Below are 15214 nucleotides of genomic sequence, written 5' to 3' on the forward strand. Positions count from 1 at the left end.
AGCCTAGCAATCAATTGCTAGGCATTTCAGAAGTAATTCATTTTTACCAGAATGTGTCACGCCGTTTGGCTCTGGCAATAATATTGTCTGGCATTCGATTTCCCAGACTTTGCCGCAGTACCGAAATACGGCGGTGTGTTCGTTGATCGGTGGTTACCGAGTTATATAGCCATCGGTAAGCGTCTTCATAATCAAGCGGGCTACCATAATCACGCAATAGTAGTTCCGCTAGATGAATACGTGCATCTAGATTACCCATTGCGGCGGCTTCGCGAAGATAAGGAATCGCTCGTTCTTTATCTTGCTGTACCAGTGTGCCACGAGAGTAGTAACTACCTAACTGTTCTAGTGCTGAAGGTAAACCTTGATGCGCAGCGTTTTCCATATAATAGATGCCGAGCTCTACGTCTTGCTCGACACAAACGCCCCACGCCAACATGTCACCATAAAGGAATTCATAAGAAGGCAGGCTAATACGAGTCGCACGCGCCACAATATCTTCCACTAACTGGCACTTATCAGCTTTGACACGCTCTAGGTGTCTGTTTTGTTCTATCAGTTTAATTAGCTCAGCTTCAGAATATATGGGAATAGGTTCACCCACTTCTGCCACATTTGCATGACTCAATGATGAACTCAATACCACTAATAACGAAGCTGCTACCGTTCGTAGCTTCATATCTGCACTCTTTATCAATTCCGATAGCCCCTTAAGTATAGTGAAATTTCACATCAAGGGCATGGGCATGATTTCTTTATCGGCAACAGAGATAAACTCTTTAGGCAAAACTTGCCGAGATCGGCAATTTATTGCCACCGAGCGAGCAAAATAACATCAATTAGGGCATAAAAAAACCGACCATTTAGGTCGGTTTATACAAAAGCTTATATTTCAACCATTTACTTATTACTAAGCGTTAAATGGGTGAACCTTCACAATTGTTTCATTACGATCAGGGCCTGTTGATACGATATCAATCGGTACGCCTGTTAGTTCTTCGATACGCTTGATGTAATCTAGCGCCGCTTGTGGAAGCGCGTCTAGAGATTGTGCACCAAAAGTATTTTCAGACCAGCCTGGCATTGTTTCGTACATTGGCGTTGCTTCTTCAAATGACTCAGCAGCCATTGGAGAAACTTCCAAGATAGAACCGTCTTTCATCTTGTAACCAGTACAGATTTTCAGCTCTTTTAGGCCATCTAGTACGTCTAGTTTAGTTAGACACATGCCAGATAAAGAGTTGATTTGAATTGCACGACGCATAGCGACAGCATCAAACCAACCGGTACGACGTAGACGACCAGTAGTTGCGCCAAACTCGTGGCCAACATCACCTAGGTGTTTACCTACAGGGTCTTGCTTATCTAGACCGTCGTATAGTTCTGTTGGGAACGGACCTGAACCAACACGAGTACAGTAAGCCTTAGTGATACCAAGGATGTAACCAATGTGGCGAGGACCAAAACCAGAACCCGCAGCAACACCACCAGCAGTCGTGTTAGAAGACGTTACGTATGGGTAAGTACCGTGGTCGATATCTAGTAGAGTACCTTGAGCGCCTTCAAACATAACTTTGTCGCCACGTTTGCGTGCTGCGTCTAGCTCGTCAGTTACATCCATAACCATAGCGGTTAGCATGTCTGCGTAGCCTTTACATTGCTCAAGAACTTCATCGTAGCTAATCGTCTCAGCTTTGTAGAAATGCTCTAGTTGGAAGTTATGGAATTCCATCACTTCTTTTAGCTTTTCTGCAAAGGCTTCCATATCGAAAAGGTCACCAACGCGAAGACCGCGACGTGCAACTTTATCTTCGTATGCTGGACCGATACCACGACCTGTTGTACCAATTGCTTTCTTACCACGTGCGATTTCACGCGCTTGGTCGATAGCAATATGGTAAGGAAGAATTAATGGACAAGCTTCAGAAACGTACAGACGCTCACGGACAGGAATGCCACGTGCTTCTAGAGGTTTCATTTCTTGAATCAGAGCTTCAGGAGAAAGTACAACACCGTTACCAATAACACATTTGATGTTATCGCGAAGGATACCTGATGGAATTAAGTGAAGAACGGTTTTTTCACCGTCAATGACTAGAGTGTGACCTGCATTGTGACCACCTTGATAGCGAACCACATATTTTGCATCTTCAGTTAAAAGGTCAACAATTTTACCTTTACCTTCGTCACCCCATTGGGTGCCAAGAACGACTACGTTATTTCCCATCTTTCCAATTCTAATAGCTAGTTAAAAATGGATTCTAGCACCGAATCACACTTCGTGCAGTCATTTTCTAACCATAACTATGCAAACACAAACTAAGTCATTGAGCTGCTAGAGAAAGATACAACAGCCTCATTGCTACTAAACAGGTGACTTGCGCTCGGTATTTTCTAAACCTAGAAACAAAAACGCTACTCAATGTATGAGTAGCGTTCTATTTAGAATAAGCATCCAATGTAATAAGCTTACATGGGAACTAACTCAGAAAAATTTGTGCTCAATTAGTGAGAGCTACAGCCACCGCCACCGCAGCAACCTTCTTTTTCTTTTTTCTCTTCATGGCCTTCGCCACCACAACAACCACCTTCGTGATCATGGTCGTGACCACAGCTACCACCGTCTTTATGAATATGGCCGTGCTCAACTTCTTCAGCAGTCGCTTCACGAACAGCAACAACTTCAACATCAAATACTAGAGTTTGACCAGCAAGCATGTGGTTTCCATCAACAACAACTTCATCGCCATCAACTTCTGTTACTTCTACAGGGATAGGACCTTGGTCAGTATCCGCTAGGAAACGCATACCTACTTCAATCTCTTCTACACCTTGGAATACATCAGCAGGAACGCGTTGAACTAGTGCGTCATTGTGCTCACCGTAACCGTCTTCAGGAGAAATAGTTGCAGAGAACTTATCGCCAGCAACTTTACCTTCAAGCTTGCTCTCAAGGCCTGTCACTAGGTTGTTGTGACCGTGAAGGTAATCAAGTGGTGCATCAACAGTAGATTGGTCTACAACAGCACCTTCAACTTTTACTTCATATGCCAAGCTAACGACAACGTTCTTTTCAATTTTCATATTTGCTCCGAGGCAGTTTGGGCTTGAGACTATCCTCAAGCAAAAATTATTCTCTTGAGTCTTACCCCAAGTCAGTTGGATATATTATGGGGATCAAATAATGAAACTCAATTATTCCGGCTTAAAAATTCCAATCATTTCTTGTGAAGCATGTTCACTGGTGTCTACAGACTTAGGTTTACGCTGGTCAACGTGTTGACATTCAACACATTCAACCATTTCAATATTGTTTTCAATCCACCAACGTAACGCATCTTGTGCCTGACACTTAGGGCAGCTTGCCCCTGCAATAAATCGTTTTTTCACTCTATGTTCCCGATTACTCATAAAAAACTCCTTTGGTCACTGGTTAACTAAATCCACCAGTCTTACTTTTCCCAATAATTATGAGATTGACGATCGTTATCCATTTCTCGCCCAAAGATCTCTTCTAACTCTTTACGAGCCTCTTTAGCTCTTAATGCGAGTTGCTTATCTTCACTATGCTGCGGCAATAGTTCTTTTAGCATCGCGTTATCCAATTTTCTAAAGTGGGCTTCGGCACGTTTTGCTTGATACGGGTGCATGCCTAACTCCGTCAACGCTTGTCTCCCTAAATCTAACGCCCCTAGAAAGGTTTCACGTGAGTAATTATCAACGCCATGACTGAGTAATTGATACGCTTCCACACGGCTACGAGCACGCGCCAACACCTTAAGTTTAGGAAAGTGCTGTTTGCATAGATCGACGATTTTGATTATTTCATCAGGTGTATCGGTGCAAATGATAATCGCCTCGGCCTTATCTGCGCCCGCTGCACGCAATAAATCAAGCTGAGTAGCATCGCCATAAAACACTTTATAACCAAACTTTCTTAACAGCTTTATTTGGCTGGCATCACTTTCCAATACCGTGATTTTGATTTTATTCGCATACATTAATCGACCGATAACCTGACCGAAACGACCAAAGCCTGCAATAATCACTCGAGGCTCTTTATTAATAATGTCTGACGATAACGTACTCGACTCTTGTTGATTCAGATATTTGGCAAACCACTTAGCTTGTAGCATCAGTAGAATTGGCGTAGTGACCATTGATAAGCTCACTACGACCAATAGAAAAGAGAGCTGTTCTGGCGATAACAAACCTTCAGCGGTAGCCGCGGTAAAAATAACGAAGGCAAACTCACCACCTTGGCTCAAAATAGCTGACATTTTACTACGTGCCTTTGCACGAATACCAAAAGAGCGCGCCAATAAATAGAGCACCCACCCTTTGACAAAAACCAATGCTGCGACTGCCAACAGTACCTTCATCGGCTCTAAAGCTAGTAAACCTAAGTTCGCTGCCATACCAACAGATATAAAGAACAATCCAAGTAATAATCCCTTAAATGGTTCTATCGCAATCTCTAATTCATGACGGTATTCGCTTTCCGCTAAGAGAACGCCTGCGAGGAAGGTTCCCAACGCCATTGATAAACCAAGCTGCTTCATGACTAACGCAATACCAATGACTAGTAACAGCGCCGCAATGGTAAATAGCTCTCTTACTCCGCTGAGTACAACATACCGAAATAGAGGCCGAAGTAAGAAGTGGCCAATGACAAGCAGTGCCGTCACCCCGCCTAGCATCCATATTGCATCAAGCCAATCCCCGGCGGTGTTTCCCGCGAGTATCGGTAGAATAGCTAACATTGGGATAACTGCTACATCTTGAAAGAGCAAAACGGCAAAACCAGATTGTCCTGTTTCCCCGCCAGCAAGCCCTCGCTCCTCAATGACTCGTAACGCTATCGCCGTGGAAGAGAGTGCTAATCCCATACCGATAACAAGACTAGTCTGCCAACTTAAATCAAAAGCGCTGACAATGAGAGAAATGATAACGGTAGTAATCAAAACCTGAGCACCACCTAAACCTAAGATGGGGCCTCTCATTTGCCACAGTTTTTTAGGATTAAGCTCTAGGCCAATTAAAAACAGCAGTAGGACCACACCAAACTCGGCAAAATGTAGAATATCCTCAACATCACTGATCAATCCAAGTCCCCAGGGACCAATCGCCACGCCTGCTAACAAGTAACCTAACACTGACCCTAACCCGATTCTTTGAGCTAACGGGACAGCAACTACAGCGGCAGTTAGAAAGATGACGCTGCTTTGTAGAAAGTCATATTCAAGCGCCATTGCTTTCCCCTTTCTGGGTCGTTGAAGATTCATTTTCTAACGGAGATTGTTCTGTAATAGAAGCGTGTTCGTTAGTAGAAGAAAGCTCCTTCATCGGTGATAGCAGCCACTGACGATAACATTCAGCATGTTGATAGCGATCCATATCCGTAGCATTGCGAGACCAATACAACACTAAAGGTTCAACCCATTGCATCTGACAAAGCGCCGCCATCAACTCAAAGGGTTGGAGAATTTGTTCTAACGGATACTTGTTATAACCTTTATCTCCAAAAGCGACTTCTTTACCGCCCGTGGTGATCACATTACGCCAAACCTTGTCCTTTAGTTCGCTTGCACTACCAAAGGCAAACCCCTTACTTAACACGCGATCAAACCACTCTTTAAGCAGAGATGGGCATGAGTACATATAAAGAGGGTGCTGAAAAACAATCACATCATGGTCAAGAAGGCGCTGATGCTCTGCAGCGACATCAATGAAGAAATCAGGATAGTGGGCGTATAAGTCGTGGATCGTCACATGATTAAGTGACTCAATTTTTTTAATCATCACTTGGTTAGCGATTGAGTTGTCAGGCTCTGGGTGAGCATAAATCACTAATACTTTTGGGGATTGTTGGTTCTGCTTATTAAGTTCCGTCATTTCGAGAGCAAGCATCCTAACGTGTTATAAAGTTGTTATTCTTTTTTAGCATCATAACGCAATTTGTATAATGATCGACATTTATCCTTATTCCCCCTACTATTTGTCGCCATAAATGCCACCACGTGCTAGTTAACATTCTATGATTATCTTTTCTGACATCCAGTTACTCAGAGGTGGTAAGCCTCTTTTAGATCAAGCATCCGCAACCATCCACCCTGGCGACAAAGTCGGCCTTGTGGGAAAAAATGGCTGCGGTAAGTCAACCTTGTTTGCTCTACTCAAAGATGAGCTGTCTATTGATGCAGGTTCATTTAGCCAACCTTCGCATTGGGAGCTCGCTTGGGTTGCTCAGGAGACGCCAGCACTTGAGCGTGGCGCACTAGAATATGTTATCGACGGCGATCGCGAATACCGTTCACTAGAAAATGACTTAATTAAGGCAGAAGAAGCTGATAACGGCACTTTGGTGGCTGAGCTGCATGGAAAGATAGAAACCATTGGTGGTTATACAATTAAATCTCGTGCCGCAGAGTTATTAGATGGCTTAGGATTTACCCAAGAGCAGATGAGCTGGAACCTGACCCAGTTCTCTGGTGGTTGGAGAATGAGACTCAACTTAGCCCAAGCGCTACTTTGTCGTTCAGATCTGTTACTTCTTGATGAACCGACCAACCACTTAGATTTAGATGCCGTTATGTGGTTAGAGCGTTGGCTACAAAACTATCCTGGCACACTGATCCTGATTTCCCATGACCGAGATTTTCTTGACCCTATTGTGGGTCGAATTATTCATGTAGAAAATCAGCAGCTCAACGAGTACACCGGTAACTACTCCTCTTTTGAAACGCAGCGTGCACAGAAGCTCGTACTGCAACAAGCGATGTATCACAAACAGCAGAAGCAAGTGAACCACATGCAGAGCTATATTGATCGCTTCCGCTATAAAGCATCCAAAGCAAAGCAGGCTCAAAGCCGAATCAAAGCCTTGGAAAAAATGGAAAAAGTGCTTCCAGCTCAGTTTGATAACCCATTCAGCTTTGAGTTCAAAGAACCCGCTGCGTTGCCGAATCCAATTTTGATGATGGATGACGTTAGTGCAGGCTACGATGACACACTCATCTTAGAAAAAATTCGCCTTAATCTTGTTCCGGGAAGTCGTATTGGTTTGCTTGGTCGTAACGGCGCAGGTAAATCGACATTAATTAAACTACTTTCTGGTGAACTTAAGCCTCAGTCGGGCGATTTAGGCTTTTCGCAAGGCGTTAAAATTGGCTACTTTGCTCAGCATCAGCTCGAAACGCTACACCCTGACGAAACGCCTCTGCAACACATGATGCAGATTGCTCCGGGCAAAACCGAACAACAACTAAGAGATTATTTGGGTAGCTTTGGTTTCCAAGGAGAAAAAGCTCTCGATAAAGTGGCGCCGTTTTCTGGTGGAGAGAAAGCACGATTAGTTTTAGCTCTCGTAGTATGGCAAAAGCCAAACCTATTGCTACTTGATGAACCAACTAACCACCTTGATCTCGATATGCGTCAAGCGCTCACCTTTGCCCTACAAACCTTCGAAGGCGCAATGGTTATTGTCAGTCACGATCGCTACCTATTACGCGCAACAACGGATGACCTCTATTTGGTTCATGACCGCCAAGTTGCTCCATTTGATGGTGATTTGAACGATTACTATAAGTGGCTAACCGAACAACAAAAAATTGAACGTAAAGAGGCGCAATCTCAACAACCATCAAAAGATGGCAGCAACAGCGCAATGGCGAAAAAAGAGCAGAAGCGCAAAGAAGCCGAATTCAGAAAGCTCACCGCCCCACTACGTAAAAACTTAACCAAATTAGAGAAACAGATGGATAAGTTTAGTGAAGCGATCTCTCAAGCTGAAGAGCAATTATCAGATACTTCACTGTATGAAGCTGAAAATAAAGCTAAGCTTACTGAAGTATTAGCGCTTCAAGCGACCAGTAAGTCAAAACTTGAAGAGGTCGAAATGGAATGGATGGCAGAGCAAGAAGCTCTGGAGCAGATGGAAGAGGAATTTAATCGATAATGACTCAAATGCACGCTGAACTCTCTCTAACACTTGAAAGGCTATGGCAATTTAGTCTTCAATATTACGGTGTGCGGGAAGTGAAACAGGCGTGTTTAGAGTTGCAGAATCAATATCATGGAAACGTAAACTTGCTGCTACTGCTAAAATGGCTTGATGAGCAGCAAGTCTGTTTTCTTGATGAAGATTGGCACAAAGTCGAAGAGTGCCTTGGCCGCTCCGAAGCACTGCTCCATAGCTACCGAGAACTAAGACGTAAACTCAAATTGCACCTTCCAGATACGCTTTACCGCGAATCACTGCAATTCGAACTTCAGCTTGAGAGGCAACAACAATCCGATCTTGTCGAATGCATCAATGGGCTTCCTTTAACCAGTCAGCTGTCATCAAACAATAACGCTCACCTTTCACTAACGCAGCGTTACTGCCGTCAACTTGGCGGCGAACACCTTTATCAAGCTTTTTCAGCGCCAGCACCTTACAAAAATGACGATAGAAAACAATAACAGCCACAAACATTAACGGTTTATCATGACTCAATTTATTGCAGCGACGGGAATTAAAAACCCGCACTTACAAACACTTGCGCCGCGTTTTATGCGTAAAAAAGCGCTTTTCGAACCCGTTTGGCAAACGCTCGATACAGCTGATGGCGATTTTGTCGATCTAGCGTGGAGTGAAGACCCAATATCTGAGCAAGCTGCTAATAAACCTATTTTTGTCCTATTCCATGGTTTAGAAGGCAGTTTTTATAGCCCTTATGCCAACGGTTTAATGCAAGCATTCGCCAAACAAGGTTGGTTATCCGTCATGATGCACTTTCGTGGCTGCAGCGGTAAACCGAATAATCTAGCAAGAGCTTACCACTCAGGTGAAATTGAAGATGCTCGCTACTTCTTAAACTACCTCAATATGCGCTTTCCAAATAATACTAAGGTTGCTGTTGGTATTTCTCTTGGTGGCAACATGCTAGCAAACTATCTTGCTCACTATAAAGAGCAGCCTATGTTAGACGCCGCAACGATTGTCTCTGCACCGCTGGATCTATCATCCTGCTCTAAACGTATTGAACAGGGGTTTTCCAAGATTTATCGCCGTTACTTAGTCTCATCGTTGAAAAAGAGCGCATTGCATAAACACCGTTTGCTAAAAGGAGAACTAGGGCTTTCTTATAAGCGTATCAAGCGTATCTCAAAGCTGTATGAATTTGACGAGCTCATCACCGCACCTCTGCATGGATTCGAGAGTGCACAGAACTATTACCAACGCTGTTCTGGTATACATCGACTGCAAGAAATTAAGCTTCCATTGCAGATTATTCATGCCAAAGACGACCCGTTCATGACTCACGATGTCATCCCTAGTTTTATTCTTCCCGATAACATCGACTATCGACTCCTCGATCATGGTGGCCATGTTGGTTTTATATCCGGCAGCTTAACCAACCCTAGTTTCTGGCTAGAGCAAATGCTACCGGCTTACTATGAATCCCTAAAACAAAAAGACACACTAAAAACAAAATTGAGCGACTAGAAAGAGCACTATGATTATTCCTTGGCAACAGATAGAAAACGAGACACTAGAAAACCTCATCAAAGAATTTGTCCTTCGTGAAGGGACCGATTACGGTGAACATGAATGTTCATTACAAGATAAAATCGAGCAGGTGAAAAATCTGTTAAAAAGCGGCGAAGCGACGGTTGTGTTCTCAGAGTTACATGAAACAGTGGACATAAAATTACGCAATTCGCTATAGCCTTCTCGCTTTTCACTTCACTCCTTTGCTCAACGTAGACCTTTCTATTTTGCATGCTATAGTGAAAAACTGGCTTAGGGGCTTCAATCAATATGAAGCTTCAAGCTCTAAACAAGTACGTTACATCTACGACAAGGTTTGTCATGTCAGCAAAACATCCAATTATCGCGGTAACCGGCTCTTCAGGAGCAGGAACGACCACCACATCAGAAGCGTTTCGCAAAATGTTCAATATGATGAGCGTGAAACCTGCATGGGTTGAGGGCGATAGTTTCCACCGCTTTACCAGACCAGAAATGGATGTTGAAATCCGTAAATCTAGAGAGCAAGGAAAGCACATCAGCTACTTTGGTCCACAAGCCAATGACTTCCCGACTCTTGAAGAGTTTTTCCGTACTTATGGTAATGAAGGCTCAGGGCAAGTTCGTCGCTACCTGCATACCTTTGATGAAGCGGTCCCTTACAACCAAATGCCCGGCACATTTACTCCTTGGCAAGATCTACCCGAAGACTCCGATGTGCTGTTCTACGAAGGCTTACATGGTGGTGTGGTTGATGGGGATGTCAATGTCGCCCAGCATGTTGACCTATTGATTGGCATGGTACCGATTGTAAACCTTGAGTGGATTCAAAAATTCGTTCGAGATACCCGAGATCGTGGTCACTCACGCGAAGCGGTTATGGACTCGATTGTTCGTTCAATGGATGACTACCTAAATTACATTACGCCGCAATTTTCTCGTACTCATATCAACTTCCAACGAGTCCCAACTGTTGATACTTCGAACCCGTTAAACGCAAAAGGTATCCCTAGTCTTGACGAAAGCTTCGTAGTGATACGATTGCGTGGTATTAAGAATGTCGACTTCCCATATCTTCTGGCAATGATTGATGGTTCATTTATGTCGCGACACAATACTCTGGTTGTACCGGGGGGGAAGATGAGCTTCGCTATGGAACTCATTGCAAGACCAATCTTGCAGCAGCTAATTGAGACCGGGAAAATCGGATAAACTCTCACCGGAGCGACCGATTACTTTTCATACCGTGATCATGTGCACGTTTTTGCGTAAAATATCCTCGTTTAGACCCGATTAAAATCAAGAAATCCTGTGCAAAAAAGGATACTATTCTTAACCGAAATACAAGATAGCTTGCAGCACAAGTAACGTGCGCATATCCAAAGCAGGCTTATTATGCTTAGCTGCATAAATGGAAAGCTACCAGTACACCTTCAGAGGAAGTGAGATATTATGGTTTTAGGCAAACCTCAAACAGATCCAACACTAGAGTGGTTTCTTTCACACTGTCATATTCATAAGTACCCTTCAAAAAGCACGCTAATTCACGCGGGTGAAAAAGCTGAGACGTTGTACTACATCGTTAAAGGCTCTGTAGCGGTACTAATCAAGGATGAAGAAGGTAAGGAGATGATTCTTTCTTACCTAAACCAAGGTGACTTTATTGGTGAACTAGGCTTATTCGAAGAAGACCAAGAACGTACCGCATGGGTTCGTGCTAAGTCTCCTTGTGAAGTAGCTGAAATCTCTTTCAAGAAATTCCGCCAACTTATCCAAGTTAACCCAGATATCCTAATGCGTCTTTCGTCACAGATGGCTAACCGCCTACAAGTGACAAGCCAAAAAGTAGGTGATCTAGCGTTCCTTGACGTTACAGGCCGTATTGCACAAACGCTACTTAACCTAGCGAAACAACCTGATGCAATGACTCACCCAGATGGCATGCAGATTAAGATCACTCGTCAAGAGATTGGTCAAATCGTTGGCTGTTCTCGTGAAACCGTTGGTCGTATCTTGAAGATGCTAGAAGAGCAGAATCTGATTTCTGCCCACGGTAAGACTATCGTTGTTTACGGTACTCGTTAATTTCTAACTAATTAGAGATTAAGAAAAATATTAAAGCCACCAGCTGCGAAAGTTGGTGGCTTTTTCGTTTCTTAGCCGTAGAGCTAATGAAAAGTTTTAACTAACGTTAGCTATCCGTACTTTCAAAGATTTTATCCGCTGAAGCCGCAACAAAACCGGTATATAGCGAACCATTTGCCATCGGATATCGCTTAGCAAATTCATAAAATCCGCCCGGAATAATTTCTATCCCTTCAGTAAAGCTAACCGCTACTTTATCGGCCATGGTCGACGACTGCTCAAGCAGTACATCAGCCGAGCCTTTCACTTCACCACCCGCTTCATTAATGACAAAACCAGAAGTACGTAAATGGTCATTGACCTGCTTCACTTCATCGAATTCATTAAGCTGATTCACACTCACGGTAAAGTGATTCGCACCATAGCCATGAGCGGCTAACCAAGCCGCATACTCACTTTCTTTTGCTAACACTTGGAAATCAGCATAACTCAAGTCCCAAAGTCGGCCACCGGATAAGAACTCATGACCTTTTAGGTTACTATGATCCAATTGCTCTACAAGCTTGGCGACGATCTGCTGCAGTTCAACAGAACACTCATCAACCTTGAGTTCGCTGATGAACACTTTCGGCTGATTAGGGTCTTGATGCTCATAGTGTTTTGCCACAAGTTTTTTGCTCTCAAACTCATAATCACCACAAGCAACATATCCCACATCCAAAAACGGCTTAGCCAACGTCTCAATACCAAGAGGCGCTAAATTGAATGTTCTCAACGCAATATGGTCATTAATTAATTCGTCGTTCTCACGCAGTAATTGATGAACTTTTTCTGCCGATGGGCACAAACGCTCAATATAATCATTCCATAAAGCGCCAAATAGAGTATCCGGTGTCATAACGTGTCCTTGTTTAGAGTTCGAGTTACAATTCAATGCCAGGGCTGAAGGTCGCAGGAAGAAGCGTTTCATCGCCTTCCATTGAAGCCATTGGGTACGCACAGTAATCTGCGGCGTAGTAAGCGCTTGGTCTTAAGTTACCGGAAGCACCCGGACCACCAAATGGTGCATCCCCGCTTGCTCCTGTTAACTGGCGATTTCGATTAACGATACCCGCACGAATATGGTCAACAAAGTAATTCCACTCACTATCATCGGTAGAGACTAAGCCAGCCGATAAACCAAATCGCGTATCATTTGCCATTTCTACAGCGCTTTCGATACCTTGATAGCGAACGACTTGTAGCAGTGGGCCGAAATACTCTTCATCTGGCAGTTCATCAATCGCTGTCACATCGATAATACCCGGAGTGACAAAAGCCGCTTCTCCGGCTCTTGCTTCAACAAGGCTCTCACCGCCAAGCGATTGCAATTCGCTTTGAGCATTAAGTATCACTTTTGCTGCCGCCATCGAGATCTGCGGGCCCATGAATGGAGCAGGCTCTGCAAACGGCTGGTCAACATTGATTTTCTGAGTTGCTTTAACTAGTGCAACCAACAGTGCGTCACCCTTTTCACCTTGAGGTACATAAAGGCGACGAGCACACGTACAGCGTTGACCTGCACTGATAAAGGCAGACTGTATAATCGTATACACTGTAGCGTCTAAGTCACCATAATCGTTTGAGATAACCATCGGATTATTGCCACCCATCTCAAGCGCAAGCATTTTACCCGGCTGCCCAGCAAACTGACGATGCAACACATGTCCTGTATTCGCGCTGCCAGTAAACAATACGCCATCAATGCCTTTCGCATCGGCTAACGCAATACCTGTCTCTTTAGCGCCTTGAACAAGGTTAAGCACGCCTGCAGGTAAACCGGCTTGTTGCCACAACTTCATAGCAAATTCACCTATCCACGGCGTCTGCTCTGAAGGTTTAAATACCACAGTATTTCCAGCTAGTAATGCTGGAACAATATGACCATTGGGTAGATGGGCAGGAAAGTTGTACGGGCCAAAGACCGCCATAACACCGAGCGGCTTATGACGAAGAACAATTTGGTTACCTGCGGCTTCGCGTCTCGCGTCACCTGTTCGCTCATGATAAGCACGAATAGAGATGGCTATTTTACCGGCCATTGCACCCGCTTCCGTACGAGTTTCCCAGATTGGCTTGCCCGTTTCTTTAGCAATGATTTCAGCGATTTCTTCGCTGTTCTCTTTTACTTTTTCAGCAAACCTTAGAACGACCTGTTCTCTCTCTGCGAAACTTGTTTTCTTCCACTCAACAAGCGCCTTTCGAGCAGCACTAACGGCCGATTCGACTTGAGCTGGCGTAGCACTATCGCCTTGCCAAATCTGCTGATTGTTGTACGGGCTCGTTGAAATCATCGCATCGCCTTGTCCTGCAATCCATTCTCCACCAATCCAATGAGTCATAAATAAATCCTTTTCTTGTTACTGCAAAACTTTCCACGTGGAAAATTGTTTATAGAGTTTTCTACTTCTGAACTGACCACCTTTAAGCAGCCTATTACTGAGCAAGCATCCGTACATAGTCGCCCTGAGCAACTTGCAATGCCTTTGCTACATCTGGCGCTAAAATAACGCTGTCGCTGGCTTGGTCATACGCAGCCTTTGCCGCAGTCGCTCTAAAGTTCTCAAATGACGTATTTGAAATTAGGTAGTGATCTGCACTAGTGTGCTCAGCAATAACGACTTTTGATCTAAAAGAATTTCTGATTGAATCAATATTTCGCGCATCACATTCAACCGTCGGGCCTGCATCAAAAATATCGACATAGTTTCGACAAGTGAAACCTTCTCGCTCTAGCAATTTAAGCGCAGGTAGAGTGTTCTCGTGCACTTGTCCAATGACGGCCTGAGCCTCTTTGCTCAACAAGTTTACGTAGATTGGAAGCTTAGGCATGAGGTCAGCAATAAAACCTTTCTTACCGATACCGGTTAAGTAATCTGCCATGGTGAAATCAATGGAGAAAAAGTGCTCTTGTAGCCACTGCCAAAAAGGAGAATTACCTTCTTCATCTGAAACACCACGCATCTCGGCAAAGATAGTTTTAGAGAAACGATGTGGATGCTCAGCCAACATTAAGAATCGGCACTTAGACATCAAGCGACCATTAAGACCGCCACGAAAGCTTGGGCGTAAAAACAGAGTACATATTTCGCTGCAACCCGTGTAGTTATTACCAAACGTCAGCAATTTAACCACATTGTTCACACCCAGTTTTGGTGAGGCGTGTACAACGGTGCTGATGTGGTAAGAATAAAATGGAACATCCCAGCCAATTGATGCCTCAACTCCGGTACACCCGGCTACCTCTTCGGTTTCACTATCAAAGCCGACCATCAGGTAGCCTTCATCACCCGGCTCGGTAACGCCATCTTTAGTAAAGCTATATTCAGAGTGTTGTATACGATTAGTAAGGAGTTCTTCATTAACAGGAAGAGATGTAAAACCATGACCAGACTCAACAGCGCAAGTATGCAAAGCATCGTAGTCAGACATTGTAATTGGACGAATTACCAGCATCGAAATTCCCTCCGGATGCGAGTGAAGCTAAAAAGCTGTGGGGCTAAATAGAAACTTAGCCCCGAGTGGTATTCATTCGAATACTCATTAATTATAGAAGTGCTTAACTTTATTTTTTAA

15 protein-coding genes are annotated in these 15214 nt (G+C 44.0%); 6 read left to right on the forward strand and 9 right to left on the reverse strand.

Annotated features, from left to right (window positions below; translation table 11 throughout):
• Window positions 1-43 precede the first annotated feature (43 nt).
• The 6 genes from motX to kefG all read right to left on the reverse strand — a co-directional run bounded on the left by motX (window position 44) and on the right by kefG (window position 5895).
• Window positions 44-679 carry a flagellar protein MotX gene (gene motX / locus L4D20_RS16400; protein WP_428802665.1) on the reverse strand — a complete coding sequence of 212 codons (636 nt, stop codon included), beginning with the start codon at window positions 677-679 and terminating at the stop codon, window positions 44-46.
• A 231-nt stretch (window positions 680-910) separates the two neighbouring features.
• Window positions 911-2227 carry an adenylosuccinate synthase gene (locus L4D20_RS16405; RefSeq protein WP_428802666.1) on the reverse strand — a complete coding sequence of 439 codons (1317 nt, stop codon included), beginning with the start codon at window positions 2225-2227 and terminating at the stop codon, window positions 911-913.
• Window positions 2228-2505: 278 nt separating this feature from the next.
• Entirely contained in the window at window positions 2506-3084 is a 579-nt protein-coding gene (gene slyD / locus L4D20_RS16410) for a peptidylprolyl isomerase (protein WP_428802667.1), read from the reverse strand.
• A 111-nt stretch (window positions 3085-3195) separates the two neighbouring features.
• Window positions 3196-3411, reverse strand: a complete 216-nt coding sequence (locus L4D20_RS16415) for a YheV family putative zinc ribbon protein (RefSeq protein ID WP_428802668.1) — start codon at window positions 3409-3411, stop codon at window positions 3196-3198.
• 41 nt (window positions 3412-3452) lie between these two features.
• Entirely contained in the window at window positions 3453-5252 is a 1800-nt protein-coding gene (kefB, locus tag L4D20_RS16420) for a glutathione-regulated potassium-efflux system protein KefB (RefSeq protein ID WP_428802669.1), read from the reverse strand.
• Window positions 5242-5895 carry a glutathione-regulated potassium-efflux system ancillary protein KefG gene (gene kefG, locus L4D20_RS16425; RefSeq protein WP_428802670.1) on the reverse strand — a complete coding sequence of 218 codons (654 nt, stop codon included), beginning with the start codon at window positions 5893-5895 and terminating at the stop codon, window positions 5242-5244. Before kefG ends, kefB begins: the two co-directional genes overlap by 11 nt.
• 142 nt (window positions 5896-6037) lie before the next feature.
• On the opposite strand from kefG, the gene L4D20_RS16430 reads away from it, so the two are divergent.
• The 6 genes from L4D20_RS16430 (at window position 6038) to crp (ending at window position 11599) form a co-directional block, all read left to right on the forward strand.
• Window positions 6038-7957, forward strand: a complete 1920-nt coding sequence (locus L4D20_RS16430) for an ABC transporter ATP-binding protein (protein WP_428802671.1) — start codon at window positions 6038-6040, stop codon at window positions 7955-7957.
• Window positions 7957-8463, forward strand: coding sequence for a TIGR02444 family protein (locus L4D20_RS16435; RefSeq protein ID WP_428802672.1), 507 nt, complete (start codon window positions 7957-7959; stop codon window positions 8461-8463). Before L4D20_RS16430 ends, L4D20_RS16435 begins: the two co-directional genes overlap by 1 nt.
• Before the next feature lie 25 nt (window positions 8464-8488).
• Window positions 8489-9490 (forward strand): hydrolase, encoded by a 1002-nt coding sequence (locus tag L4D20_RS16440; RefSeq protein ID WP_428802673.1) that lies wholly within the window; start codon window positions 8489-8491, stop codon window positions 9488-9490.
• A gap of 10 nt (window positions 9491-9500) precedes the next feature.
• Entirely contained in the window at window positions 9501-9713 is a 213-nt protein-coding gene (locus tag L4D20_RS16445; RefSeq protein WP_428802674.1) for a YheU family protein, read from the forward strand.
• A 143-nt stretch (window positions 9714-9856) separates the two neighbouring features.
• The gene (locus L4D20_RS16450) at window positions 9857-10726 is read left to right on the forward strand and encodes a phosphoribulokinase (RefSeq protein ID WP_428802675.1); all 870 of its coding nucleotides are present in this window, start codon (window positions 9857-9859) and stop codon (window positions 10724-10726) included.
• 240 nt (window positions 10727-10966) lie between these two features.
• Entirely contained in the window at window positions 10967-11599 is a 633-nt protein-coding gene (gene crp, locus L4D20_RS16455; protein WP_017036097.1) for a cAMP-activated global transcriptional regulator CRP, read from the forward strand.
• Between the two features lie 106 nt (window positions 11600-11705).
• Here the strand turns inward: crp and L4D20_RS16460 are convergent, their stop codons facing one another.
• From L4D20_RS16460 to astA, 3 genes are all read right to left on the reverse strand, one after another.
• Window positions 11706-12497 carry a DUF1338 domain-containing protein gene (locus L4D20_RS16460; RefSeq protein WP_428802676.1) on the reverse strand — a complete coding sequence of 264 codons (792 nt, stop codon included), beginning with the start codon at window positions 12495-12497 and terminating at the stop codon, window positions 11706-11708.
• 25 nt (window positions 12498-12522) lie between these two features.
• The gene (gene astD, locus L4D20_RS16465) at window positions 12523-13980 is read right to left on the reverse strand and encodes a succinylglutamate-semialdehyde dehydrogenase (RefSeq protein WP_428802677.1); all 1458 of its coding nucleotides are present in this window, start codon (window positions 13978-13980) and stop codon (window positions 12523-12525) included.
• A 94-nt stretch (window positions 13981-14074) separates the two neighbouring features.
• The gene (gene astA, locus L4D20_RS16470; protein ID WP_428802678.1) at window positions 14075-15094 is read right to left on the reverse strand and encodes an arginine N-succinyltransferase; all 1020 of its coding nucleotides are present in this window, start codon (window positions 15092-15094) and stop codon (window positions 14075-14077) included.
• Window positions 15095-15214: the final 120 nt, after the last annotated feature.

It is taken from the genome of Vibrio kyushuensis, from assembly GCF_050337325.1.
GTDB classification, from domain to species: Bacteria; Pseudomonadota; Gammaproteobacteria; order Enterobacterales; family Vibrionaceae; genus Vibrio; species Vibrio kyushuensis.

Excerpts from the sequence above, each read along its gene's own strand:
- motX (WP_428802665.1), bottom strand. The coding sequence starts at position 679 with ATGAAGCTACGAACGGTAGCAGCTTCGTTATTAGTGGTATTGAGTTCA.
- L4D20_RS16405 (WP_428802666.1), bottom strand. The coding sequence starts at position 2,227 with ATGGGAAATAACGTAGTCGTTCTTGGCACCCAATGGGGTGACGAAGGT.
- slyD (WP_428802667.1), bottom strand. The coding sequence starts at position 3,084 with ATGAAAATTGAAAAGAACGTTGTCGTTAGCTTGGCATATGAAGTAAAA.
- L4D20_RS16415 (WP_428802668.1), bottom strand. The coding sequence starts at position 3,411 with ATGAGTAATCGGGAACATAGAGTGAAAAAACGATTTATTGCAGGGGCA.
- kefB (WP_428802669.1), bottom strand. The coding sequence starts at position 5,252 with ATGGCGCTTGAATATGACTTTCTACAAAGCAGCGTCATCTTTCTAACT.
- kefG (WP_428802670.1), bottom strand. The coding sequence starts at position 5,895 with ATGACGGAACTTAATAAGCAGAACCAACAATCCCCAAAAGTATTAGTG.
- L4D20_RS16430 (WP_428802671.1), top strand. The coding sequence starts at position 6,038 with ATGATTATCTTTTCTGACATCCAGTTACTCAGAGGTGGTAAGCCTCTT.
- L4D20_RS16435 (WP_428802672.1), top strand. The coding sequence starts at position 7,957 with ATGACTCAAATGCACGCTGAACTCTCTCTAACACTTGAAAGGCTATGG.
- L4D20_RS16440 (WP_428802673.1), top strand. The coding sequence starts at position 8,489 with ATGACTCAATTTATTGCAGCGACGGGAATTAAAAACCCGCACTTACAA.
- L4D20_RS16445 (WP_428802674.1), top strand. The coding sequence starts at position 9,501 with ATGATTATTCCTTGGCAACAGATAGAAAACGAGACACTAGAAAACCTC.
- L4D20_RS16450 (WP_428802675.1), top strand. The coding sequence starts at position 9,857 with ATGTCAGCAAAACATCCAATTATCGCGGTAACCGGCTCTTCAGGAGCA.
- crp (WP_017036097.1), top strand. The coding sequence starts at position 10,967 with ATGGTTTTAGGCAAACCTCAAACAGATCCAACACTAGAGTGGTTTCTT.
- L4D20_RS16460 (WP_428802676.1), bottom strand. The coding sequence starts at position 12,497 with ATGACACCGGATACTCTATTTGGCGCTTTATGGAATGATTATATTGAG.
- astD (WP_428802677.1), bottom strand. The coding sequence starts at position 13,980 with ATGACTCATTGGATTGGTGGAGAATGGATTGCAGGACAAGGCGATGCG.
- astA (WP_428802678.1), bottom strand. The coding sequence starts at position 15,094 with ATGCTGGTAATTCGTCCAATTACAATGTCTGACTACGATGCTTTGCAT.